We start from the raw sequence: 23,300 nt of genomic DNA, 5'->3' as shown, positions 1-23,300 counted from the left end.
GGGCTCGGCTGCCGGGCGCGCCGGTGCTGATGGTCCGGCAGGAACCGCCGCCGGGGCGGCCGGTTCCGTCGCGGGGTCGGAGGGCTCGGCTCCGGGACCGGCCGGTTCTGTTGTGGGACCGGCGGGTTCGGTCGTGGTGCCGGAAGGCTCCGTCGCCGGGGCGGCGGGCTCAGCCGTGGCGGGAGGGGTTCGCGGCGTCCGGGAGGACCAGCCCAGGTAGGAGCCGCAGTTCCCGCAGAATTCGTCGTCCTCGCGGTTGGCGGAACCGCACGCCGGACACGAGCGCATCGCGTCAGTCTCCTGTCTCGTCCGGTGGGCCCGGCAGGATCTCCACCCGGCATGTGAGGTGTACGGGGCACGAGGCGGCGACGACGTCCCGGACGCGGTCGGCGTCCACCGGTCCACCGTGCGGTGCCCAGACCCGTACCAGCAGTTCCCCGGTCGGGGCCGGGGGCAGTTCGGTGCCCGGCCGGGACGACCACGCGGCGCCGCCGCCGTCCTGGATGTCGGCGTGCACACCGAAGCAGAGCCGCAGTTGTTCGACCATTCCGCGGCGGGTGCCGCGCCACCGGTGCAGCTCGACGGCGCGGGCGACGACGGCCCGTCGCAGCTCCTCGGGCCACGCCGGATCGGCCTCGGCGGCCACCCAGGACGACAGCCAGGGCAGGAAGTCGGCCGGGGTCAGCGACGGGTCGAAGTAGGCGGGAAGGTTGTCCAGCGTGGACAGGACCGGCGCCAGGACGGTGTCGAGGCCCGCCGTGAACCGCTGGGCCAGGTCGTCGTCCGCGTACAGCGCGGGCAGCAGCCCGCCGATCGGGTAGCGGCTGGCCAGCCCGGGTACGGCAGCTCTGGTCATGAGCCGTCACCGGCCGTGCTCGCGGTGACCTCGACCTGGTGCTGGTGCGAGAAGACCAGGGCGCCGGGGGCGACATCGATCCGGTCGACCGCCGCCCCGCGCCGGCCGGTGATCGGGTCCGCGGGGAACAGCCGCACCTCGTCCACCAGGCCCACCCCCCGCACGCCCTGGAGCACGGCGAAGATCTCGCCGTACTGCACCGGCCTGCCGAACGGCCACCCGGTCCCGTCCGCCCCGCCCCGCAGCGGGTCGATGTGGTCGAACAGCGCCGCGATCGCGTCCGCGCGGACCCGGTCGGCGTCGCCGCCGTTCGTCACCAGCCTGGCGACCACGGTGACGCCCTGGTACGCGGGCGGTTCCACCAGCAGCCGGGTGCCGACCAGGCGCCGCTCGTCGAGCCGCGCCGTGACCGTGGCGAGCACCGGGTCCGACGGGATCAGCTGCTCGAACCGGAGTTGGCCGCCCTCGTCGACGACCGCGTCGGGCACCACCAGTACCCGTACCGCACCGGCCTCCCCCGCGACGGCGGGCACGCAGCGGACCCTGCGCAGGGAGGGTGCGGCCTCGCGGGCGATGGCCTCGTAGTCCCCGGCCGTGACCGCGCGTTCCTGCACCCGGAGGATGTTGGGCGCCCGGACCTTCGCGTTCTCCACGGTCTCGCCGTCGACCCCGCCGCCGGCCGCCTCGCGGTTGTCCACGCCCGCCACGTACGGCACCGAGCTGCGCAGTACGTTGATGGCGCCGCGCGCGACGTTGCCGGCCGCCCCGCCACCCGTGCGGTAGCGGGGGACGCGCAGTTGGGCGCCCTTCTCGGGCACCGCGCCGTAGGAGCGCATCGTGCCGTCCGGTTCGCGCACCTCGGGCGGGAAGGCGAACTCCCCCGAGACGGCGTCGATCCGCACGTGCCGGTCGTGCGGGGCGGAGGCGCCGAAATGCTCCACGGCCGTCCAGACCTGCCAGCCCTCCGCGGAGGACACCTGGACGACCGGCGGCTCCCCGTCCAGCAGCAGCGGCGCCCGGTTCACGGAGAACCGCTGCCCGGCGACGCCCTCGGAGACACCGAGCGGCACGTCGAGGACGGTCTCCGCGTGTTCGACGTCCGCCGTGCCGCCGACGGTGAAGACCTCGGCCTCCCGGATCGTCGGCGACTCGGAGTAGAACGGCTGGCCCGGCTCCGGCGCGGTGACCCGGCAGCGCAGCCAGCCCGCCCGGGTTCCCGCGGTCACCGAGGCGGTGTGTCCGGCGGGGACGAACACGATGATCTCACCGGGCCTGTTCAGCCCGCCGGTGCTGTCGGTGCCGGTCCGGCAGGTGACCCAGCGGGCACCGTCCCACGCCTCCCAGACCAGCGGCGGCTGCCGCGGGTCGACGCCGACGCCCTCCACCCGGCTGTCCAGGCGTACGGCGACGATGCACCGGGGCACGGCGGTGGGCAGCCCGAACAGCAGGGCGTCGCCGGGTGCCGGCCGGGGCTGGAAGCACGGGATGTCCTTGCCCGCGCCGAGCGGCGCGGTGCGGTCGGTCTGATCGCCCGACACCGGCGCGGTGACCAGCCGGATCAGCGAACTCGGCACGATCGGCAGCTCCTCGGAGGTGGAGAACACCACCGCTTCCTCGGTCTCACCGCGTGAGGTGGCGACCTCGGTGCCCGCCGGGAGCCGCACGGTCTCCGGCTGCGGCGCGGAGAGCCAGAAGTCGACCTCGGCGCGGGCCACCGTCGGCGGGAACAGCGTGACGCCCAACAGGTCGAGGAAGGCGGAGTAGTTCTTGTCCGGGACCCGGTTCAGCCGGTACAGCAGCTGATCGACCATGTACGCGAACGTCTCGATGAGTGTGACACCCGGGTCCGACACGTTGTGATCGGTCCACTCGGGAGAGCGCTGCTGGACATACCGCTTGGCCTCGTCGACGAGTTGCTGGAATCGCCGGTCGTCCAGATTGGGTGAGGGCAGGGCCATCAGCGCACTCCCGTTTCTTCGGAGCCCTCGGAGGACGGAATGGTGTAGAAGGGGAAGACCAGGTTGCGCAGGTCGTTGGTGGCCCGCACGGTGTAGTGCACGTCGATGTACAAGGTGCCCTCCTCGATGGCGTCGAAGGCGATCACCACGTCGGTCACCTCGATGCGCGGCTCCCACCGCTCCAGCGAGGTGCGGACCTCGTGCGCGATGCGCCCGGCGGTGGCGCCGTCCCCGGGTGCGAAGACGTAGTCGTGGATGCCACAGCCGAACTCCGGGCGCATCGGCCGCTCGCCCGGCGCCGTGCCGAGCACCAGCCCGATGGCCTCCTCGATCTCCCGGTCCCGCTCGACCATGCCGATGCCCCCGGTGGCGCCGACCCGCAGCGGGAAGCCCCAGCCGCGTCCGATGAACCCGCTGCCGCTCACATCGGGCCCCCGATCAGTACGTTCAGCGCGCCGCTGACGATGGTTGCGCCGCAGCTGGTCCTGTCCCGCATCCGGGCGGCGGGCAGCCCGCCGATCAGGACCGGGCCGGTGACCGCGGCGGCCGGGTCGGGCATGATCACGTTCCCCGGTCCGAGCGCGGCATGGTGCGGGATGACGCACACGTGCAGGCTCCCGGTGACGGCCGCGGGCCGACCGCCGATCAGCACGGTGGCGACGGCCACCGCGCCCGGGGGCGGGGTGCCGATGACGCCGCCGTGGGCGGTGCTGTCGCCCGTGCGAGCTGCGGGGGGCATGATCTCTTCTCCTTGCTGTGATGGGAATTCTGTCGCCGTCGAACGGCACGGGCCCGGATACAGGCCTCAGTTGATCCGGATGAGCTTGGCCTTGAGCACCGCGAGCAGACCGCCGTCCACCGTGACCCCCGTCTTGCCGTTGATGGTCACCGAGCGTCCCTTCACATTGACGTCCCCGGTACCGGCGTCGAGGGTGATCCCGGACGAGGAGAGGGTCACGGAGCTCAGCGCGCGGGTGCCTCCCCGGGCGAACACCGTCAGGGCGATCTCGCCCCGCCGCTCGTCCAGTGTGATGTCGAGCCGCTTGTCCCCGGTCGCCAGCCGGACGCCGGACGGTCCGCGCGGGGCGTCCAGCAGTTCCAGCCGGTTCCCCGAACGGGACACCAGCGAACGGCGGTTGACCTTTCCGCTGGTCGGGTCGACCAGCGGCACGTCGTGCGGCGAGGGTTTGTCCACCCCGTTGTAGAGACCGCCCAGCACATAGGGGCTGTCCAGCATCCCCTGCTCGAACCCGACCAGCACCTCGTCGTTGACCTCGGGGCTGAACACCCCGCCGCCGCCCTGCCCGCCCCACTGCACCGTGCGGACCCAGTCGGTCACGTAGGTGTCGTCGAGCCAGGGGAACTTCAGCTTGACCCAGCCCCGTTCGGTCTTGCCCTCGCGGATGTCGGTGACCACACCGATCGCGAGGCCGGGCATCCGCGGGCCCCGCGAGGGTGCGTTGGAGCCGCTGGTCAGCCCCGCCAGCGAACGGTCGGGCGCCGCGCTCACCTGCACGGTGGTGCGGTAGCCGCCGTTGGGTTCGAGCACGTGGTGCGCGGCGGTCGCCGTGTAGCGCCCGGCGAACGCGGGCCCGACGTTGCCGAGAGCGACCGGCAGGCCCGCCTTCAGCCGGGGGTTGCCCTCGGCGACCGCCTCGATCTCACCGAATCCCGAGCTCACCGACGCGGCCACCGATCCGGCCACGGCCCTGGCCTCGGCCTGGGTCCGGTACGGGGTGTCGGTGACCGTCAGCCGGGCGCTCGGGCCGAACGCCCCGGCGGCCAGCGACGGGCTCATCCCCGGGGACACGGTGTCGCTGCGGACGGACTGCTCGCGGGCCACCAGCCGGGTCTTGGTGTCGACGTTCCAGCCGCGCACCTCCACACTGTCCGCCCCGTCCGCACCGGTCAGCACGGCCCGCAGGGCCAGCAGGTTGCGCCCGTACTCCAGAACCATCGGGTGGCGGGTGGCGGAGGTGGCGGGCGAGGGCGCCGACGAGGCGGGCTTCGGCTTCACGAACTGCAACAGGCCCTGGTCGTCCACCCGTACGTGCGCGCCGCTCTCGCCCGCGAGGTACTGGAGGAACTCCCAGTCCGAGACGTTGGGCTGGGTCAGCTGCTTGTACGTGATGGGTGCGGCCTCGATCTTTCCGCAGGTCAGCCCGGCACCGGCGGCGACCTTGCGGACGATGTCCGCGGTCTTCATGTTGCGGAAGGCCACCACCTTCCGGCCGCGCTGGAGCCGGTGGGCCTTGGAGAAGGCGCGCACCACGGTGAACGAGCCGGTGGTGTCGCTGTCCAGCTCGACCGCCGTGACCTCACCGGTGAACAGCCGCTCGCGCACCCGCTCCTGCACGGTGACCACGGAGATCTTCAGCGGGGTGCCGATGGTGATTCCGGTGGCGGTGAGCAGCTTGTGATCGGGGTCGCGGTACGTCAGCACGGCGGCGTCCGGCAGGCCCACGTTCTCGTCCACCACACAGCTCACCAGCTGGGCCACCCAGGCGGCCGGCAGCTCGCCGGGGGCCTCGACGATCGGATCCGCGGCGAAGGAGCGCCCTGCGGCGGTCACCGGCCGGCCTCCGAAGCGCGGTCTTCCAGTCCGGGCACGACCAGCTCCCTGCCGGGTGTCAACTGCATCGGGTCGTCCACGTCGTTGGCCTCCGCGATGGTGCGCCAGGCGGTGGCATCGCCGTACTCCCGCCAGGCCAGCAGCGGCAGACTATCCCCGGCCACCACCCGATGGGTGCGGCGCGCCTCCCGCGAGCCCGAGGTGGGGTTCTGGCCGGCCGGATCGACGCTCGCCTCCTCGATCGAGAGCGAGCAGGTGGCGCGCAGCGGCTTCCCGTCGACGTCGAACAGGGTGTACGAGACGGAGAGGTTGGACATCACGCCGTCGAACGAGGTCGTCTTCGACGTGCCCCAGTCGAACCGGACCCAGGGACTGGCGGGCGTCTTGCGGGCCAGGCTGCTCGGGGTGGGCACACAGGCCGTCATGAGCTGTTCCACCGCTTTCTCCACCGAGTTGTCATGGGTGGCGGTGGCGTCCAGGAAGACCTCCAGGGACAACGACCGGGGTCCGCTGCCCACGAATTCGGGCAGTGCGGACTGCCCGGCCATCCGGGACGGCGTACGCCGCCACTCGGTGCTCTTGCTCAGCGACAGCTTCGCGGGGTTGAACTGCAACGTGATCCGGGCGAGGGTCCCGCCGGGCTTGGCGCCGACGGTCGCCGGCGGTTCCATGATGGTCAGCTGGGCGCGAGCACGGCTCGTACGGACAGCGGGTGACATTGCGTTCCTCCTTCCCGTTCTTCTCCGGTATCGGTTCCTGGTACGGCATATGACGTTGCGTCAGGATGGTTCCAGGCCCTCGTGTGCGATCTCCAGCGTCTCGATCGCCGCCTGCGAGTCGGCGGGGTCGAAGGACGGCCCCTGCCAGCGGACCGGCACGATTCCCTGCACCTGCCAGCTGATGATGCGGCTGAGGTCGGGGCGGAGCGCGACGATCTCGCCGTCCTTGGGCTCGACCCGCTGAATCGTCTCGTTCAGCCATCGCGCGATCTTGAGCGTGTCGGCGGTGACGGGGCGGGTCAGTGTGATGTTGGTCCAGGTGATCCGCCCCGGCAGCTGCCAGGTGAATCCGTTGTTGCCGCCCTCGGCGTACTGCTCCATCTCCACCTCGGCGCCCAGCCCCGAGCAGGTGTGGAAGGCCCCCAGGTCGCTGCCTCCGATGACGAGCTTGAAGAACACACTCGTCGCGAAGATGTTGTCCGTCATGTGCTTCTCTTCTTCTCTGCTGTTGCCACGTACGTTGCGGGAGGGGCGGACCGTTGTCAGCGGTGGCCGTCGTACAGCCGTCCGGTACGTTCCCGTCCTCTGCGCAGGTCCGCGCGGATCAGCCGGCTCACCGGATCGATCAGCCGACGGGCCAGTTCCTCGATGTCCGTCGCGCTGACCCGGTTCGCGGTCGCCGGGTCGCCGGTGGCCGGCGTGTCCGGTCCGGCCGGGGCGGTCCGGCCCGGCGGACCGGACCGCTGCACCGGGACCGCCCGCACCGGGACTCCGGTGATCCCGGCGTCGGCCGCCACCCTCTGAAGCACCTCGGCCGTGGCCCGGGAGTTCCGGGCTCCGGCAGCCGGCGCGGCAGCCGGTGTCGCGGTGCGACCGGAGGTCGGCGGCGCGGTCCGGGTGGTGGCCGGTGCGTGTTGTGGAACCCGTACCGCGAGGGTCGGTGGTCCGTGGGGCGCGGACCCGGCGGACTCGGGCATCGGTGCGGCGGTCGCGGGCGCGGCGGATTCGGGCACCACCGGGAACGCCATCCGCTGTACGGGCACGGCGGCCGCGCCCTGCCGGTCCGTCGCGGGCGGATGCGGACGAACCACCGGGACGGGCCGGTCGGCCGGTCTCGCGGGCGGGACGCCCGGAGCGGCAGGCGCGGGGCGCGCCGCCGGGGGCGGCGCTACGGGGCGGCGGGCGGCAGGTCCCCCTGCGGGGCCCTGCTCCGGCGGGTGCGCGTCGGAACGGGACGGTGCCATCGCAGGTGCCCCTGCCGCGCCGTCACGTGGCGAACGCTGTACGAGCCGCAGGAGGGAACGGGCCGGCCCCCGGCCGCGCCCCGATCGCCGGTCGGGCTCGGTGCCGGTCCCGGTTCCGGCACCGGGGTCGCTGCCGGGCGTACGGCCGGGGGCACGGGTGGGCGTGCGGCCCGAGGGCGCACCGCTGGTTCCGGAGGTGCCGGGCGCCGGGTTCCCGGACACGAGGCGTTGGACGGTGCCGCCGGGCGCCGCTCCGCCGGAGGTCGTCCCGGGGCCGGCGGCACGCGGGCTGCGGGGCGGAGTGGGGTCTGCGGGGCGGGTGGGTGCGGGAGGAATGGGCTGCCGGGGTGCGGCGTACTGCTGCCCCCGGTCCTCCCCGGTACGCGGGTTCCCGCGCCCCTGCGAAGGCGGCGGCGGCGCTTCGGACCCGGGCTGCCGTACGTCACGACGCCAGGTGGCCGCCACTACGGGCCGGGCTGTGCTGCCCGCCGTCCGCTGCGCCGAAAACCCCTCGGCTGAGCCGGTGCTCACGTCCAGGGCCCTGCCCGCGAGGAGACCCCGCGACCGCTGAACGACGACTGCTGGTCCCCCGGTACCGGGGCCGGGCCCGGTCGCCCGCCCCTTCTCCCGCTCCGGGGTGATCCTGCGGATACGTACCGGTGCGACGGGACCGGCGGGGGACGGCGACGGGCCGGCGAGGGGCGTGTTCGGACGCGCCGGGTCCACCACGCGCTGGACGGCCGCAGGTTCCGGTGCGGACCCACCGGGCCCACCGGGCCCACCGGACCCGGCGGCCGAAGCGGGTGCGGCGGACGAGCGAACCGGCATCTCGGCGGGCGCGTTCAGCGGCTTCGGCACCGGCTCGACGGCTGCCGAGGGGGCGGTCGATGGCGAGGTCGAGGGCGATGGCGAGAGCTGGAGCGGGATCGTCCCATGCTCTCCCGCCGCCGTCCGGTCCTGCCGAGGGCCCGCACTTCCCGGCTGCGCCCGACGCCGGTCGCCGAGCAGTGGTGCGTCGTTCCGGAGCCTGGCGGTCGGCGGAAGCGAGGTGAGCGGGACGCCGATCCCGCCACGGGCGCGAGCAGGTGAGCCGGACACATCACGCTGCGACGGCTGCGGTGCCGGGGAGTCCGGCAACCGGCCGCCATCGGGAGTTGGCTGACGCACCGTCGGTCCCAGCGCCCCCGGCGAAGGCGTGTCCACCACCGGGGCTGCCGCGTCCGATGCCTGGCGTTGCAGTACGGGCATGGCCGCCGCCCCCTGCCCTTCGGGGGCGGACGGCGCGACCCCGCCCGACGCCGCCGGGCCGGTGGGCACGGCCCCGGTGGGCAGCTCCCGCAGCGGCTTGCCCAGAGCGGGACGCACCGGTGCGGCAGTGGTACGGCCGACGGCGCGGTCCGTCGGCAGGACGGCACCGTCCGGGACGGCGGGAGCCGCACCGCCGGAACCGCGCCCCTGCTCAGCGTCGCCGGAGGCGGTTGCGGCGGCGGCAGTAGTGGCCGATGCGGAGGCTGTCGGCGGCAGTACCCCGGTCATCCGACGCAGCGCCATCGCCGGACGCCGGGCGACGATCAGTGGCGGAGCGGTCCGCCGAGGACGTACGGCGGCGGGCCCGGCCCGCTGGATCGAAACCGCTGCCGGTGCGGTGTCCGTGGCCTGCCGCGACGCCGACTCGGTGGCCGGTCCCCGGGCCGCAGCCGCTCCCGGAGCCGTGCTGTCCGCCCGCGCCGTGCTCCTCACCGGGGCCGCCGCTCCCGCGGCCTTCCCGGCAGTGGCACCGCCCCCATGGTCCGAGCGCCCGGGCGCCCCGCTCCCGGAGGAGCCGGTGGACTTCGTACCGCTCGACCTCTGGACCGGCGCGGGGGCCGACGACCGCCCGCGCGCCCTGCCGCTGCCGGTCGCTCCGCCCGCCGAGGCGGGTGCCGGGCCCGCAGCGGCTGCCGCTTCCCCGTCCGCCCCGGTCGGGGCGGCACGCAGCAGCAGCGGTCCGCCGGGGGCCGTGGACCGTGCGCCGCCCGGACGGGCGACACCGTGGATCAGGCCCACCGGTGCGGACGGCAGTACGGCATGGCCGAGTTCGCCCGCGAACGCGAGGTTCTGCCACGACGCGAGGCCGTCCCGGAACCGCAGGCCGTCGCTCACCCCGATCGAGGACCGGGCGACGGTCACCGCCGGCGGCGCGACCCGCCGCCAGCCACCGTCCCAGTCGCCGTCGCCCCCGCCGGAGCCGTCCCGGCCACCGGCCTCCGGTTCCGGAGCGACGGCAGGGGTGGACGCGGCGGCGGAGGCGGAGCCGGTGCCGGCCCCGGCTTCGGGCCCGACGCCGTCCCGGGAAGGTGTTGGAGGCTGCTGCCCGCCCCCTCGGCGGAACCAGTTCCCGAGACCCACACGATCACCCGCCTTCGTTGACGCGGGTGTTGATCCGCGCTATCTCCCGTACCCACTCCTGACGCTCGGCGTGGGTGAGGTCGAGAATGTCCTCTCGTGGCCAATGGAAGTGGTAGGCGACGTACGCGATCTCCTCCCGCAGCCGGGGAAGCGCGTACGTCACGATTCCCCCAGGCGCCCACCCGAGAGGTCCACCTCGAACGATCCGTGGCACAGCGGACAGGTCACCGCGGCATGGGTGTGGCCCTCGCTGTTGATCCGGCGGTAGAAGTCCTGGAGGAACGCCACGTCCGTGGCGTACATCCGCTCGACGACCCCGGCGTGCACATCGGTGATGGTGCCGAGCTGAGTGATCACCTGGCTCAGCAGCACCACCGACAGGTACGCCGGGTTCTCCTTCACCCGCAGGTCGATCTGCGGGCGCAGCTCGTCCCGTGCCGTCGCGAGCCGCATCGAGCCGTGCCGATGGACCTGGCCCTCGTCGTCGACGTAGCCGCGCGGCAGCTCGAACTCGAACTCCGTACGCAGCTCCTGCTGGTCCCGGTCACGCTCCCGGGGCCGTGCCGCAGCCGGTGCGGGAGCCTCCTCACCCGTGGCGGGCGAGGAGGACGCGAGGCTGTCGAGGACTTCGTCGAGCCCACCCGACGTAACGGTCCTGCGCCTCATTCGACCACGATCTCCTCGAAGGTGATGGTCACCGTCTCGGTCGCGGCACTGGACTCGCCGGCCTTCAGCGAGGGGCCCTCCCACTTGCTGGCCCAGCCCTGCATCAGCTGGATGCGCCGGACCGTCTCACCCTTCGAGTCCTTGATCTCGATGGTGAGGTTCTGGCGCGCGGTGTCGACCGCACCGTTGTTGAGCGTCTCCTTGATCCATTTGGTGAACTCGCTGCTCTTGTCGAGCCCGCGGGTGATCGTCACCTCGCCCGCCTGGCGTGCGCCGGGCTGCTTGCGGATGATCTGCTTGCCCTCGGCGGTCACTTGACGGACCTCGACGACTTCCTCCTCGACGGTCAATCCGCTGATCTCTTGGATCGACTCGACGAGATAGCCGCCCAGCTGCACGCCGAAGACGTGGGTGGAAAGAGCGTCGCCCTCTGCCATGACTCTGTGTCACCTGTTCCGTTCGGGGGGACCCTGGCGGGTCACTCGTTGACGAGGCTCGTGCTGTCGGAGAACTGCGCGAGGCGGAAGATCACGAACTCCGCGGGCTTCACCGGAGCCACGCCGATCTCGCACACGACCTGGCCGAGGTCGATCGACTCCTGCGGGTTGTTGTCGCGGTCGCACTTGACGTAGAACGCTTCCTCGGCCGTGCGTCCGAAGAGGGCCCCGCGGCGCCACTCCTCGGTGAGGAAGGCGGTGACGTTGCGCCGGATGCTCGACCAGAGGCGGTCGTCGTTCGGCTCGAACACCACCCACTGGGTGCCCAGGAGGATCGACTCCTCCAGGTAGTTGAAGAGTCGGCGTACGTTGAGGTAGCGCCAGGCCGGGTCGGACGAGAGGGTGCGCGCGCCCCAGATCCGGATGCCGCGGCCGGGGAAGGCGCGTACGCAGTTGACGCCGATCGGGTTGAGCAGGTCCTGCTCGCCCTTGCTGAGGCGGATCTCCAGGTCCAGCGCGCCGCGGATGACCTCGTTGGCGGGGGCCTTGTGCACACCGCGCTCACCGTCGCTGCGCGCCCAGACGCCGGCGACGTGACCACTCGGCGGCACCAGGGAGTTGTGGCCGGTGGCCGGGTCGAAGACCTTGACCCACGGGTAGTACACGGTGGCGTAGCGCGAGTCGTATCCGGCGTCGTCGTTGCGCCAGGCACGGACGCGCTGGGCGTTCATGCCCGGCGGGGTGTCCAGGATGGCGACCCGGTCGCCCATCTGCTCGCAGTGCGAGATCACGGCCAGCTGGACGGCCTTGACGCCGTCGGCGTCGATGTCCCCGCGCTGGTAGGCGCTCATCAGGTCCGGGACGGCGACCATGGTGATCTCGTCGATCGCTTCGAGGCCGGCGAACCCGGTGCGGGCAGCGGCGTCACCAACGTACTCGGACGGGTCGAGCCGCGCGACACCGGCCCCGGGGGCCGCAGCGGCGGGCGCGAGGGCGAGGCTCTGGTTCTCGGGGCGGGTCTGGGCCGCGCCGGGCTGCTCGGTGACCTGGACGAACTTGGACTGGCGGGCCTGGGTGACGAGATAGCCCTTGACGTTCTTGCGGCTGGAGGCGTCGTACGTCTCCACCACCTTGCCGGCCTGCCGCACCAGCAGCCGGAACCGGTCCTCCGGGGGGTTCTCGCCCTCGGCGTCGGTGATCTCGACGGTGAGGTCGGCGCTCGCGCCGGGCCGCGCGGAGACCTGGAACCCGCCGAGGGCGGCGGTCGGCGCCGACCCGGACACGGACTTCTGCGCCGAGTCCTGTGCGGGGCCGCCGATGCGCACGATGTACGCGGCGCCGCCGCCGTTGGCAAAGTAGCCGTAGACCGCGGGGGCCAGATAGGTGTCGGCGGTGAAGGTGCCGAAGGTCTGGACGTACTGGTCCCAGTTGGTCACCAGCGTCGGCTGGTGGAAGGGGCCGGACTCCGCGAAACCGACGAAGGCTGCGACCGCGGTGCCGACTCCCTCGATGGGCCGCGCACCGGACTGCACCTCCTCCACGTAAACACCCGGGGTGAGGTACGACGGCATGCTCGCTCCTTCGCGTGGTCATTCGTTCGTCGCCGAGTCTTCCTCGGCGGCTGTGGCGGACAGTAGGTCTCAAGGTCCTGGGCACGGGGCAAGGGTGCTGCCTTCCCAGGCACCCCGCAGGGCAGGAAAAGCTCCCCTTCGCGGGCGGGCCCGCCGGCCGGCGCATTTCCTGTTCCGGCCATGTGACAACGGTGTGAACAATGGATTTCCGGAACCCGGCCACCAGGGCAACGGCCGGTTCCCCGGGGGAAATTCGGGTGCCCGGCCGCCGGTGCCGCATCAACGGAAATCAGCCAGAATTCTCGGGCCCCGACGGCCCTGTCGGGCTTTGGCGACCGGATCCCGTCCTTGACCACCCTTCCCCACCTCTTGATGTGCGCAGGGGAAGGAAACCGCCAAAGACCGGCAAGCCGGGTTTCCTTGGAACGGGATCTCTGCTGTTCTCATCTTCTGCGGAGGAAGCAGGAGGTCAGGCGCTTTGTTACTACGGTGCGACGTCGCTCAGCTCACCGCTGACATTGAGCACCTGGTGGCATTTGGAAGCCTGAGTTCCGGTTGCCGGGGTGCCGGGTTTGTTGCAGGTCACGGAGGCGGTGACGGTGTCGTTCTCCTGAATCTCGATGGGGGTGACCCAGTGATAGTCCTGGTTGCGGAAGGTCTCCAGAGCGATGGTGGTGATCTTCCGTTTCCCGAAGGAGATCGTCAGCACGCCTTCGTCACCCTGGAAGTTCGCCACCACGATGTCCGTGACTCCGAACACCTTTCCCTCCGGAACCTTGTACGTCCCCTTCTTCTGGGCCCCGGACCCGGTCTGCACATCGATCGTCGCCGAGCTCTGCTGGGTGCCACCGGTCCCGCCGCCCGTCCCCGAACTGGAGCCGCCCGAGCCGGCTCCCCCGGACGTGCCGGGCTTGCCCTTCCCGTCACCCTTGTCCTGCCCCTGGCCGCCGGCCGGGTCGCCCGTGCCGCCGTCCGCCGCACCCTGCTGTCCGTCGGGCTTCTTCTCCTGAGCGGCCTCGTTCGCCGCCTGCTTCGCGGTGCTCCGCACCGCGGGCCTCACCAGTGCGAACCACGCGAGCAGCAGTGCGAGCAGCGCGGCCAGGACGATCAGCAACCACCGGGGCAGGATGGGACGTTGGGCGAACTCGCCGGGCAGCGTCTCGGACCTGCCGGACCGCTCGCCGTCGGTGTTCCCCTCGGTGCTCTCGGCGGCCTCGACCTCGAACGGCCAGGTCACCGGCTGCCCGAACCAGATCAGCTTCCGGGCCCGTACCCGCAGGCCGGCCTCGGCGGACTCGCCCGGTTCCAGGCGCCGTTGGCCCTGGGTGAAGGCGAGGCGGAGTTCCTCCCCGGCCTGCTTCCCGGAGAGCGCGATGTCGACCGGGGTGTTGCCGCGGTTCTGCACCGCGGCCCGGAAGCGGGCGCCCCGCCAGCCGGAGCGCCGGCCCGGGTCGAGCTCCGCCCGGAGCTCGTGGAACGGCGCGACGATCACCGTGGCCTCGGGCACCGCCACCGATTCGGGGTGCTCCGTGGGCAGTACGCGGACACCCAGGGGTATCTCGCCGGCCCGGACCTCGTGGGATCTGGGCGGCGCGAACCGTACGGTCACCACTTCGGAGGTGCCCGGGTAGAGGGACACGCGGGCCGGCTCGACGGTGCTCCAAGGGGCGCAGTCGCCGACCACTTCGAGCGTGTACGCCTCGACGATGTCACCGTCGTTGCGCACCGTCAGGGTCGTCGTCGCTTCAGTGCCGGGCGACACCGTCACCGTGGGCGTTTCGAGTTCGGCAGATGTGGTCACGATGCGACGGTAGGCCCAACGCGCGGCCGCGCAGCAGAGACGCGAGGGCAACGAACGGGCAGGGGTGGTGCCCCGGCGGCCCAACGGCACGATGTCCCGGCGAGCCCTCCCCGGGCCCGGTCGCCCTGCCGCAGGCGGACGCGGTCGAGATCGGAATCCGGCGTATCGGACGGAAGTACCTGAGGAAGACAGGCACGCAGAAGAATGACGACGACAGCAGCAGAATCCAACAGCCGGGCAATGGATCGCGGACGGTTCCGCGGATCCGCCGCCTCGGCGTACGCCGCCGCGGACAGTGCCCCCGAGGCCCCCCGGGGCAGAGTCTCCGTGGCGGTGTACGCGGAGGACCTGATACTGCAGACCGGTGTGGTCCAGCAATTACGCCCACGGCCGGAGATAGAGCTGATACCCGAGTCCGAGGCGGACCGGGCCCAAGTCTCCCTGGTGGTGGTGGACATGGTGAACGAACCCACCGTCCAGCTCCTGCAACGCCTCCAGCGCAACACCTCGACCCGCACCGGACTCGTCGTCGGGTTCTTCGAATCGGGCGCGCTCCAGACCATGATCGAGTGCGGCGTCGCCGCCGTGCTGCGACGCGGCGAGGCCGATCAGGACAGCCTCGTCCACCTGGTGACGGCGATGGCGAACGGCGAAGGCGTACTGCCGGGCGACCTGCTCGGAAAGCTCCTCACCCATGTCAGCAGCCTCCAGCGCACGGTCCTCGACCCCCGGGGGCTCTCGCTCTCCACCCTCACGACGCGGGAGGCGGAGATGATCAGGCTGGTGTCGGAGGGCTACGGCACCGCGGAGATCGCGCAGAAGACCTCGTACTCCGAACGCACCGTCAAGAACGTGCTGCACGAGGTGGCGACCCGGCTCGAACTGCGCAACCGGGCCCATGCCGTCGGCTACGCCATGCGACACGGACTCATCTGAGTCCCGCCGAGGGGCTCCCGTGCGGACGGCGTACCGACGTCGCCGCACGGGGGCGCGCCGGTGTTCGGGAAAGGAGCGGCCGGGCGGGGCAGAAGGGCGCCGCAAAGGGCAACCTCCCCTTCCCCCGGGCCGGGTACTTGGGACCTGTGTTTGTCCCCGGGCGAGCGGGATGCTTGTCGTGGAGAGTCATCGACAGAACTGTGAGGTGGGCCGTGACCGGCACCGCTGGCCCGGCGAGGAAGACCCGGCTGGGCCGACTGACAGGCGCTGTGGTGCTGTTGGCACCGCTGCTGGTCGCGGGTTCCGCGTCCGCACCGCAGGGTGCGCCGAGACTCGCCGCGGCGGCGGACGAGAGCCCCGCGGATGCCGGACGCATCGCCTACGCCGGTACCGGGCACCGCAGCCTCGGCCGGGTCTCCGACCCGGCCACCAGCGCACCGCTGTTCGGCACCGGACCGGCCCACTACGACCAGGATCCCTTCGCGCGCGGTGAGACGGTGGTCTTCACCAGCCTGCGCGACAGCCTGCGACCGCAGGTGTACGTACGCGACGCGGGCGGCGCGGTCCGCAAGCTCACCACCGGCCGGGACGCCGGACACCCCGAACTCTCCCCGGACGGGCGGACCGTGGTGTTCGACTCCGCGGAGCGGGGGCCGGGCGATGTGGTCCAGCGCGAGCTGTGGATCGTCGGGATCGACGGCTCCGGTCTGCGGCGGCTGACGGACACCCCCAACAACGAGACCTCGCCGACGTTCTCCCCGGACAGCTCACGGATCGCGTACTCCTGTGACTCCGGTCCCGGGCGGAACGGGCTGATATTCGAGATGGCCGTGGCCGGCGGCGCGGCGAGGGTGATCAGTGACGGCCCGCCCGGCGACGCCACCGAACCCGCGTGGAACCCGGTGGACGACGACACCCGCCGCGCCCGGGTCGCGTACACCCTCACGACGGACGCGGAGACCGGGCCCCGGCTCCGGGTGACCGAGGGGATCGGCAGGGACCGTCCCCTGCTGGCCGGGGTCCAGGCCGGCTGGCGCACCCGCTCGGCCGCCTGGCTGCCGGACGGGAACGACCTGCTCTTCCTGAGTCCCGACACGACCTGCGGGTGCAAGGACTACGACCACGTCTACCGGGCGACCGCCTTCGACGGGAACGAGCCGAGCCTGAAGCTCGGCGAGGACCGCAAGGTCGAATCGCCCACCTGGACCGGGTCCATGGACACCGGGACCGCCATCGTGGCACGGCGGACCCACCTGGAGGAGCACGAGGCGACGCTCCAGGACGTCCGGCAGGACGGTTCGGACCCCCGGGACCTCGGACTCACCATCCTGAAGGAGGACCCGGACGCCGACGTGAACAAGGATCCCGCCAAGGACCCGCTGTTCAACCCGAAAGACATCTACGACCCGTGGACCGAGCGGCAGAACTACACACCGGACGGCCGGCGCATCGTCGTGACCCGCTTCGAGGGCAAAGCGAAGGAGCGCGTCGAACAGATCTGGCTGGCCGACGCGGACGGCACCCACGAGGCGGCCGTGCCGCTCGCCGGACGCGGTCCGCGCGACTGGGACACCGACCCCACGTTCTCGCCGGACGGCACCAAGCTGGCGTTCACCAGGACCTCGCCCGGCGGGGTCGGCGAGGCCGCGGGGCCGAGCAGCATCCTCATCGCGGACGCCGTATCGGGCGCGATCCTGGGCAGAATCGTGCCACCGGCCGGGCAGTTGACCGGCGGGGACGCGCAGCCGACGTGGTCGTCGGACGGCACCACACTCGCCTTCACCCGCAACCACGTGATCCGGGGCCTCGGCGGCATCAAGCACGTCTGGACGGTGCCGGTGGCGGCGCTCGACCAGCAGCATGACCTCAGTGCCACCGTCTGCCCCGGTGAGTGCAAGAAGATCGACGACAGCCCGGCCTTCTCCCCCGACGGCGGCACGATCGCCTTCAACCGCAAGGACGGCGGCGGCCGGGTCAACGAGCAGAACGGGATCATCGTCACCTCGCTGGACGGCGGCGACTGCCGGGTCGTACTGCCTTCCAGCCGGCGGAACGACCCCGACGCGTGCCATCAGGAGATCCCCGACACCTCGCTGACCGGGCCCTTCCAGCCCCGCGACGTGGCCTGGTCGCCGGACGCGCAGCGGCTGGTGTTCAGCTCGCGCAGGGCGCTCGCGCCGAACTCCCCGGAGCAGCTCTCCATGCTCGACCTCGCCTCCGGCAGCCTGACGGCGTTCGGTGAGCGGCTCGGCGGGCGGCAGAAGGAGCCCAGCTTCCAGCAGTCTGTCGACCTGGCCCTGACCGCACCGCCCACCGGCCCCTCGGTGGAGGTCGGTTCCTCCGTCACGGTGCCGGTCACCGTCACCAACCGGGGGCCCGCCGTCGCGCCCGGCACCGTACTGACCGTCGACGCCCCGCCCGGGGTACGCCTGGAGAAGCTCACCACCCCGGCCGGCACCTGTGCCACCGACTCGCCCCAGTGCGAACTGGGCGTGCTCCGGCCCGGGGCGAGTGTGGAGGTCACCGCCCGGCTCACCGGAGTGACGAGCGGCGACCAGCGGATCGGCTGGTCGGTCACCGGAGCCGTGGTCGACCCGAACCCCACGGACAACGCCACAGAGACGGTCGTCCCGGTCCAGGAGGTGCCTCCGACACCGACACCCACCCCGACGCCCACACCGCCCCGGCCGCCGGCTCCCGAGCCGCCCGCGCCCGAGGCGGGGCCCGGCGTCTCGGTGCGGGCACAGCCCAGCCCCGGCTATGTCGGCGGCCGGGTGGTCGTGACGTACACCGTGCGCAACGGCCGCAACGCGCTCGCCACCGGCCTGCGGCTGAAGCTCGGGCTGCCCGCACGGATCCCGGCGGGCCCGCTTCCGCCGGGCTGCAAGGACGGTGTGTGCACCCTGCCCGATCTGACACCGGGCGCGTCCACGGTCGTCCGGGTGGTGCTCAAGCCGGATCAGGCGCTGCGGACGACCATCACCGGGACGCTGACCACGACCGGCACCGACGCCGACACCCGCGACAACGTCGCCAGGAAGCCGCTGCGCATCCTGCAGCCCCGGATCGTCGCGGTGCCCGCCGTCGGCAAACCGGGGTTCGTCACCTCCGTGCGCGGCAAGGACTTCCCGCCCGGTGCACCCGTGAAGCTCACCTGGAAGCCGGGAATCACGGCGACCGCGCCGCCCGCCTTCCCGCGCCGGGACGGAACGTTCATCGCGCAGCTGCTGATCCTGGCGAAGGACCAGACGGGGCCGCGCACGATCACCGCCTCGGGTCCGGGGTTCGGCCCCGTCACCACGCCCTTCCTGGTGGTGGCCGGAACCATCGTCCCGCCGGACGAGGTGGGGCGCCGATGATCCACGAAGTCGACGAGGGGCTACGGCTGTTGCTGGTCGACGCCGGGCTCCAGGAGAGCGGGGTGGACCTGGTCTTCGACGCGCCGACGAAGGACTGGTCCGCCCGGCGCAACGCCCCCACGATCAGTGTGTTCCTGCACCGTATCCGTGAGGACGCGGGCCGCCGCCGCACCGGCGCGGCCGAGGAGCACGACGACGAGGGAGTGGTGATCGGCCGGCGGACCCCGCCGCGCTGGTACGAGCTGACGTATCTGGTGACCGCGTGGACCAATCGGCCACAGGACGAACACCGGCTGCTCTCCGAGGCGTTGCGCTGCCTCGTGCGGTCGGACGCGCTGCCCGCCCACATGCACACCGGCAGCCTCGCCGAGCTGGGGCTGACCGTGGAGATCGAGGCGGCGGGTCCGGGTAACGACGGGCCGTCCGCCTCGGACGTCTGGTCGGCGCTCGGCGGTGAGCTCAAGGCCGCGATCGACCTGCGGGTGTGGGCGCCGCTGGCCGGTGAACGGACCGCCGCGGGACCGCCGGTCACCGAGGGGCTGGTGGTGAGGAGCGCGCCCGGCACGGACGGCGACGGCACGGACGGCGACGGCACCGAGCCGGGGCGCCGGCTGCGCTACGACGGGGCGTCCGACCCCGGCGGGCAGGGCTTCGCGGCACAGCGCGAACGGCAGTTGCCGCCGGGCCGGCGCAGGCGTGGGGGCGCGGCGCGGTGAACACGACACAGGGCGCCCGTGCCGTTCCCGGAACGGCCGACGCCCCGTCCGCGGTGATCGAGGACCTCTGGGAGCGGCTGGTCCACGTGGAACAGCGGGTCAGGAACGCCGTGGCCGTCCGACGGGCCGCCGACCCGCAGCCGGACGATCCGTACCGGGGGCAGTACCTCACCCCCGAGGCGGCCGGGCGGATCGTGGCGGCCCGCGACGCGTTCGCGCCCGTACCGGTGTATGCCTCCGGGCCCCCGCCGCAGTCCCCGCCGGGGAGCCGGATCCACCGGCTGGCCGAGAGCTTCGGCCTGGTGCCGCTGGATGTCGACCTTCTGCTGGTCGCGCTGGCCCCGGACATCGACAGCCGGTTCGAGCTGCTCTACGGCTACCTCAACGACGATCTGACCCGGCGCAGACCCACCATCGGGCTCGCGCTGGAACTCTGCGGGCTGCCCGCCGCGAGCTCCGGACGCTTCCGGTTCTCGCCGTCCGCCCCGCTGGTCACGGGCGGGCTGCTGGAGGTCCGTGACGCCGAACGCCCGTTGCTTTCAAGGGTGTTGCGGGTCCCGGACCGGATCGGAGCGTTTCTTCTCGGCGACGACGAGATCGACGGGAGGCTGCGCGGCCTGGTCCGCGCTGCCGGTCCCGACGGGCGGCCGGAGGCGGGCCCGGACACCGGGCCGGAGGTGCTGCGGGTCGCGGCGGCGCTGGGCACGGGCAGCGGTCTGGTACATCTGCTCGACCGGGGCGGCGACCCCGGCAGAGTGGCGGTCGAGGCGCTGCTCGCCGCGGGGCGTCGTCCGCTGGTGGTCGACATCGCGGAGCTGGCCGCCCTTCCCGAACCGGCGGAGGCCGTACGGACGTTGGCGGCCGAGGTCCGGCTGAGCAACGGCGGGATCGTCCTCGGGCCGCTCGAAGCGCTCGCCCCCGAACGCCCCGAGCGGGCCCGGCTGCTCGGGGGCCTGTGCGCGGCGGTCGGCGGTGCGCCGCTGCTCGCGTACGGGAAGAAGAACTGGGATCCCCTGTGGGCCGGGGAGAGTCCGGTGCCGGTGCACGTCCTCTCCCCCGGCCCGACCGGCCTGGCGCGGCAGTGGCGGCAGGCGCTCGCGGAGGCCGGCGCGTCCGCCGGGCTGCCCGCCGGGAGCAGGTCGGCCGGCGAGGAAGTCATCGAGGCCACCGCCTCGTACCGGCTCGACTCCGAGCAGATGCGCAAGGCCGCCGCGGTCGCCTCCCGGCTGGCCGTCCTGGAGGACCGCCCGGTGGACGTGCGGGACCTGCGCACGGCGGTCCGGGCGCAGAACGGCGCGGGGCTCGAACGGCTCGCCCGTCGCATCGAGCCCGCGGTCGGCTGGGACGACCTCGTGCTGCCCCCCGCGACCCGCCGCGAGCTGTCCGAACTCGCCCTGCGCGCCCGCCACCGCGAGCAGGTGCTCGGTCAGTGGCGGATGCGGCCGGGCGGCGGCCGGGGGCGCGGCATCATCGCGCTGTTCGCGGGCGAGTCCGGCACCGGCAAGACCATGTCCGCCGAGGTGGTGGCGTCGGAGCTCGGCATGGAGCTCTATGTCGTGGATCTGTCGACGGTGGTGGACAAGTACGTCGGTGAGACCGAGAAGAACCTGGAACGGATCTTCGCCGAGGCGTCCGATGTCAACGGCATCCTGCTGTTCGACGAGGCGGACGCCATCTTCGGGAAGCGTTCGCAGGTCAAGGACGCGCACGACCGGCACGCCAATGTGGAGTCGGCCTATCTGCTCCAGCGGATGGAGTCCTTCGACGGGATCGCGGTGCTCACCACCAATCTGCGCGGCAATCTCGACGAGGCGTTCACCCGGCGCCTCGATGTGATCGCGGAGTTCCCCATGCCGGACGCCCGGCAGCGGCTGGCCCTGTGGGACCGCTGCCTCGGCACGGCGATCCCCCGCGAGGCCGGGCTCGATCTGGAGTTCTGCGCGGGCCGGTTCGAGCTGGCGGGCGGCTCGATCCGCGCCTGTGCGGTGACCGCCGCCTATCTGGCAGCGGAATCGGGCCGCCCGCTCGGCATGGAGCAGATCGTCTCGGCGGTGATCCAGGAGTACCGCAAGCTCGGCCGGCTGGTGCGGGAGAACGAGTTCGGTACGTGGCTGGACGGCGGGCGGGGAGGCGTCGGCGCATAGCGGATCCCCCGGGCGCCCGCCGTGCCCCGGGCGCCCGCCGTGCCCGGGGCGGGCGCCGCGTCCGGGGCGGGCCGCTCAGCCGAGGATGAGCTCGGGTTCGTACAGGTCCAGCCAGGTGGCGAGGTCCAGGGTGCGTTCCAGGCCGCGGCGGGAGGCCGAGGTGACCTGGGGCGCGTGGTGGTCGGCGGCCCGGCGGAGCCGGTCCCGGTCGACGAGTTCGAACACCCGGTGGTCCGGACGGGCGAGCAGCTCGCGGGCGTACCCCTGCAGGGCCATGGCGTACTTGGGGTCCTGGGTCGACGGATAGGGGCTCTTGGTCCGGTCGTACACCGACCGGGGCAGTACATCGGCGGTGGCCTCGCGCAGCAGGCTCTTCTCCCTGCCGTCGAAGGACTTGAGGGCCCAGGGCGCGTTGTAGACGTACTCGACGAGCCGGTGGTCGCAGAACGGCACCCGTACCTCCAGGCCGACCGCCATGCTCGCCCGGTCCTTGCGGTCGAGCAGGACGCGTACGAAGCGGGTCAGGTGGAGGTGGCAGATCCTGCGCATGCGGTACTCGAAGTCGCTCTCGCCGGTGAGCCGTTCGATGCCGGCGACGGCGGTCTCGTAACTGTCGCGGATGTACCCCTCCAGGTCGAGGGCGCTGACGAGGTCCTCCCGGAGCACGCCCGACTCCTCGCCGAAGTGCTCGGCCATCCGGACCAGCCAGGGGAAGGTGTCGGCGGTGCGGGCCTGCTCGTCGAAGAACTGGAGGTAGCCGCCGAAGACCTCGTCGGCGGACTCGCCGGACAGTGCGACGGTCGAGTGTTCGCGGATGGCCCGGAAGAGCAGATAGAGCGAGGCGTCCATGTCCCCGAGGCCCATGGGGAGGTCCCGGGCACGGATCATCCGGGCCCGTACCTCGGGGTCGGCGAGGGTGTCGGGGTCGAGCACGATGTCCCGGTGCAGGGTGCCCGACCGGTGGGCCACGTCGTGCACGAACGGGGTGTCGGGGGTGGTGCGCAGCTCGTCGGCGATGAAGTGCTCGGTGCGTCCCACGAAGTCGACAGCGAAGGTGCGGACCTTCTCGCCGCTCTCGGCGAGCTGCATGGCGGAGAGTGCGGTGACGGCCGAGGAGTCGAGTCCGCCGGAGAGCAGGATGCAGCGGGGTACGTCGGAGACCAGCTGGCGGCGGACGATGTCGTCGAGCAGTGACCGTACGGTGGCGATCGTGGTGTCCCGGTCGTCGGTGTGCGGGCGGGTCTCCAGCCGCCAGTAGACGTGCCGGCGCAGGCCGCCGCGGTCCACGGTGACGACGGTGCCGGGCTCCACCTCGTGCATGCCGTCCCATACGGCGTGGCCCGGGGTCTTGACCATGGTGAAGAGTTCCCGCAGCCCGTCGAGGGTCACCCGGGGCCGGGCCAGCGGGTTGGCGAGGATGGCCTTGGGCTCCGAGCCGAAGAGCACACCGTCGGGCGTCGACCAGTAGTAGAAGGGCTTGACGCCCATCCGGTCGCGGATCATGACGAGCCGGCCGTGGCGGCCGTCCCAGAGCGCGAAGGCGTACATGCCGTTGAGCCGCTCGGCGAGGGCCTCGCCCCATTCCAGGTATCCGCGCAGCACGACCTCGGTGTCCGAGTCGGTGGTGAACCGGTGCCCACGGGCGGTCAGTTCGCCGCGCAGCTCGGTGAAGTTGTAGGCCTCGCCGGAGTAGACGAGGGCGACCGGCCCCTCGGGGGTGTCGACCGTCATGGGCTGGCGCCCGCCGGGCAGGTCGATGATCGCGAGCCGCCGGTGTCCGAGCGAGGCGTTCCGGTCGGTCCAGGCCCCCCGGGCGTCGGGGCCCCGGCAGGCCATGGTCTCCGTCATCGCATCCAGCGTCGTGGCCGCCTCCGCCGCCCGTAGATCACGGTCGAAGGAGACCCAGCCGGTGATGCCACACATATGCGTCCTC

General features: G+C 72.5%; 18 protein-coding genes and 1 pseudogene. 4 read left to right on the top strand and 15 right to left on the bottom strand.

The window, feature by feature from the left end:
- Nucleotides 1–225: 225 nt before the first annotated feature.
- The 14 genes and pseudogenes from ABZ622_RS19725 to ABZ622_RS19660 form a co-directional block, all read right to left on the bottom strand.
- Nucleotides 226–288, bottom strand: a pseudogene (locus tag ABZ622_RS19725) (zinc ribbon domain-containing protein); the annotation flags it as partial.
- Nucleotides 289–292: 4 nt separating this feature from the next.
- Nucleotides 293–856 carry a phage tail protein I gene (locus ABZ622_RS19720; protein ID WP_360544758.1) on the bottom strand — a complete coding sequence of 188 codons (564 nt, stop codon included), beginning with the start codon at nt 854–856 and terminating at the stop codon, nt 293–295.
- Nucleotides 853–2,814: a putative baseplate assembly protein gene (locus ABZ622_RS19715; protein WP_360544756.1), complete on the bottom strand. Its 1,962-nt coding sequence runs from the start codon at nt 2,812–2,814 to the stop codon at nt 853–855. Before ABZ622_RS19715 ends, ABZ622_RS19720 begins: the two co-directional genes overlap by 4 nt.
- On the bottom strand, nt 2,814–3,239 hold the full coding sequence (locus ABZ622_RS19710; protein WP_124720822.1) for a GPW/gp25 family protein: 426 nt from the start codon (nt 3,237–3,239) through the stop codon (nt 2,814–2,816). Before ABZ622_RS19710 ends, ABZ622_RS19715 begins: the two co-directional genes overlap by 1 nt.
- On the bottom strand, nt 3,236–3,553 hold the full coding sequence (locus ABZ622_RS19705; protein ID WP_360544754.1) for a PAAR domain-containing protein: 318 nt from the start codon (nt 3,551–3,553) through the stop codon (nt 3,236–3,238). Before ABZ622_RS19705 ends, ABZ622_RS19710 begins: the two co-directional genes overlap by 4 nt.
- A gap of 66 nt (nt 3,554–3,619) precedes the next feature.
- Nucleotides 3,620–5,386 (bottom strand): VgrG-related protein, encoded by a 1,767-nt coding sequence (locus ABZ622_RS19700; RefSeq protein WP_360544752.1) that lies wholly within the window; start codon nt 5,384–5,386, stop codon nt 3,620–3,622.
- Entirely contained in the window at nt 5,383–6,105 is a 723-nt protein-coding gene (locus ABZ622_RS19695) for a LysM peptidoglycan-binding domain-containing protein (protein WP_360544750.1), read from the bottom strand. Before ABZ622_RS19695 ends, ABZ622_RS19700 begins: the two co-directional genes overlap by 4 nt.
- A 60-nt stretch (nt 6,106–6,165) precedes the next feature.
- Nucleotides 6,166–6,591 carry a phage tail protein gene (locus tag ABZ622_RS19690; protein ID WP_266910169.1) on the bottom strand — a complete coding sequence of 142 codons (426 nt, stop codon included), beginning with the start codon at nt 6,589–6,591 and terminating at the stop codon, nt 6,166–6,168.
- Between the two features lie 56 nt (nt 6,592–6,647).
- On the bottom strand, nt 6,648–9,737 hold the full coding sequence (locus tag ABZ622_RS19685) for a hypothetical protein (protein ID WP_360544748.1): 3,090 nt from the start codon (nt 9,735–9,737) through the stop codon (nt 6,648–6,650).
- Between the two features lie 4 nt (nt 9,738–9,741).
- The gene (locus ABZ622_RS19680) at nt 9,742–9,900 is read right to left on the bottom strand and encodes a DUF6760 family protein (RefSeq protein ID WP_164495324.1); all 159 of its coding nucleotides are present in this window, start codon (nt 9,898–9,900) and stop codon (nt 9,742–9,744) included.
- Nucleotides 9,897–10,403 (bottom strand): hypothetical protein, encoded by a 507-nt coding sequence (locus ABZ622_RS19675; protein WP_360544746.1) that lies wholly within the window; start codon nt 10,401–10,403, stop codon nt 9,897–9,899. The genes ABZ622_RS19680 and ABZ622_RS19675 overlap by 4 nt, the downstream gene beginning before the upstream one ends.
- Nucleotides 10,400–10,840, bottom strand: coding sequence for a phage tail protein (locus tag ABZ622_RS19670; protein WP_124720830.1), 441 nt, complete (start codon nt 10,838–10,840; stop codon nt 10,400–10,402). The genes ABZ622_RS19675 and ABZ622_RS19670 overlap by 4 nt, the downstream gene beginning before the upstream one ends.
- Before the next feature lie 41 nt (nt 10,841–10,881).
- On the bottom strand, nt 10,882–12,411 hold the full coding sequence (locus ABZ622_RS19665; RefSeq protein ID WP_360544744.1) for a phage tail sheath family protein: 1,530 nt from the start codon (nt 12,409–12,411) through the stop codon (nt 10,882–10,884).
- Nucleotides 12,412–12,895: 484 nt separating this feature from the next.
- On the bottom strand, nt 12,896–14,212 hold the full coding sequence (locus tag ABZ622_RS19660) for a hydrolytic protein (protein ID WP_360544742.1): 1,317 nt from the start codon (nt 14,210–14,212) through the stop codon (nt 12,896–12,898).
- 240 nt (nt 14,213–14,452) lie between these two features.
- Here ABZ622_RS19660 and ABZ622_RS19655 point away from each other — a divergent pair, with 240 nt between their 5' ends.
- The 4 genes from ABZ622_RS19655 to ABZ622_RS19640 all read left to right on the top strand — a co-directional run bounded on the left by ABZ622_RS19655 (nt 14,453) and on the right by ABZ622_RS19640 (nt 21,367).
- Nucleotides 14,453–15,148, top strand: coding sequence for a LuxR C-terminal-related transcriptional regulator (locus ABZ622_RS19655; protein WP_360544740.1), 696 nt, complete (start codon nt 14,453–14,455; stop codon nt 15,146–15,148).
- Nucleotides 15,149–15,360: 212 nt separating this feature from the next.
- The gene (locus tag ABZ622_RS19650) at nt 15,361–18,507 is read left to right on the top strand and encodes a hypothetical protein (protein WP_360544738.1); all 3,147 of its coding nucleotides are present in this window, start codon (nt 15,361–15,363) and stop codon (nt 18,505–18,507) included.
- Complete coding sequence (locus ABZ622_RS19645; protein WP_360544736.1) at nt 18,504–19,223, top strand: DUF4255 domain-containing protein; 720 nt, start codon at nt 18,504–18,506, stop codon at nt 19,221–19,223. The genes ABZ622_RS19650 and ABZ622_RS19645 overlap by 4 nt, the downstream gene beginning before the upstream one ends.
- Entirely contained in the window at nt 19,220–21,367 is a 2,148-nt protein-coding gene (locus ABZ622_RS19640) for an ATP-binding protein (RefSeq protein ID WP_360544734.1), read from the top strand. The genes ABZ622_RS19645 and ABZ622_RS19640 overlap by 4 nt, the downstream gene beginning before the upstream one ends.
- Before the next feature lie 75 nt (nt 21,368–21,442).
- On the opposite strand, the gene asnB is transcribed toward ABZ622_RS19640, so the two are convergent.
- Nucleotides 21,443–23,290, bottom strand: a complete 1,848-nt coding sequence (gene asnB, locus ABZ622_RS19635; protein WP_360544732.1) for an asparagine synthase (glutamine-hydrolyzing) — start codon at nt 23,288–23,290, stop codon at nt 21,443–21,445.
- Nucleotides 23,291–23,300 lie beyond the last annotated feature (10 nt).

Origin of the sequence: Streptomyces sp. NPDC007164, assembly GCF_040634135.1 — a bacterium.
Classification (GTDB): domain Bacteria; phylum Actinomycetota; class Actinomycetes; order Streptomycetales; family Streptomycetaceae; genus Streptomyces; species Streptomyces sanglieri.
Note: the sequence above shows the minus strand (reverse complement) of the source record. Positions and strands in the feature narration are given on the sequence as shown.

What these genes read in the sequence shown, in the direction of transcription:
- ABZ622_RS19655 (WP_360544740.1), top strand. Translation starts at nt 14,453, where the DNA reads ATGGATCGCGGACGGTTCCGCGGATCCGCCGCCTCGGCGTACGCCGCC.
- ABZ622_RS19675 (WP_360544746.1), bottom strand. Translation starts at nt 10,403, where the DNA reads ATGAGGCGCAGGACCGTTACGTCGGGTGGGCTCGACGAAGTCCTCGAC.
- ABZ622_RS19720 (WP_360544758.1), bottom strand. Translation starts at nt 856, where the DNA reads ATGACCAGAGCTGCCGTACCCGGGCTGGCCAGCCGCTACCCGATCGGC.
- ABZ622_RS19665 (WP_360544744.1), bottom strand. Translation starts at nt 12,411, where the DNA reads ATGCCGTCGTACCTCACCCCGGGTGTTTACGTGGAGGAGGTGCAGTCC.
- ABZ622_RS19695 (WP_360544750.1), bottom strand. Translation starts at nt 6,105, where the DNA reads ATGTCACCCGCTGTCCGTACGAGCCGTGCTCGCGCCCAGCTGACCATC.
- ABZ622_RS19705 (WP_360544754.1), bottom strand. Translation starts at nt 3,553, where the DNA reads ATGCCCCCCGCAGCTCGCACGGGCGACAGCACCGCCCACGGCGGCGTC.
- asnB (WP_360544732.1), bottom strand. Translation starts at nt 23,290, where the DNA reads ATGTGTGGCATCACCGGCTGGGTCTCCTTCGACCGTGATCTACGGGCG.
- ABZ622_RS19690 (WP_266910169.1), bottom strand. Translation starts at nt 6,591, where the DNA reads ATGACGGACAACATCTTCGCGACGAGTGTGTTCTTCAAGCTCGTCATC.
- ABZ622_RS19645 (WP_360544736.1), top strand. Translation starts at nt 18,504, where the DNA reads ATGATCCACGAAGTCGACGAGGGGCTACGGCTGTTGCTGGTCGACGCC.
- ABZ622_RS19670 (WP_124720830.1), bottom strand. Translation starts at nt 10,840, where the DNA reads ATGGCAGAGGGCGACGCTCTTTCCACCCACGTCTTCGGCGTGCAGCTG.
- ABZ622_RS19715 (WP_360544756.1), bottom strand. Translation starts at nt 2,814, where the DNA reads ATGGCCCTGCCCTCACCCAATCTGGACGACCGGCGATTCCAGCAACTC.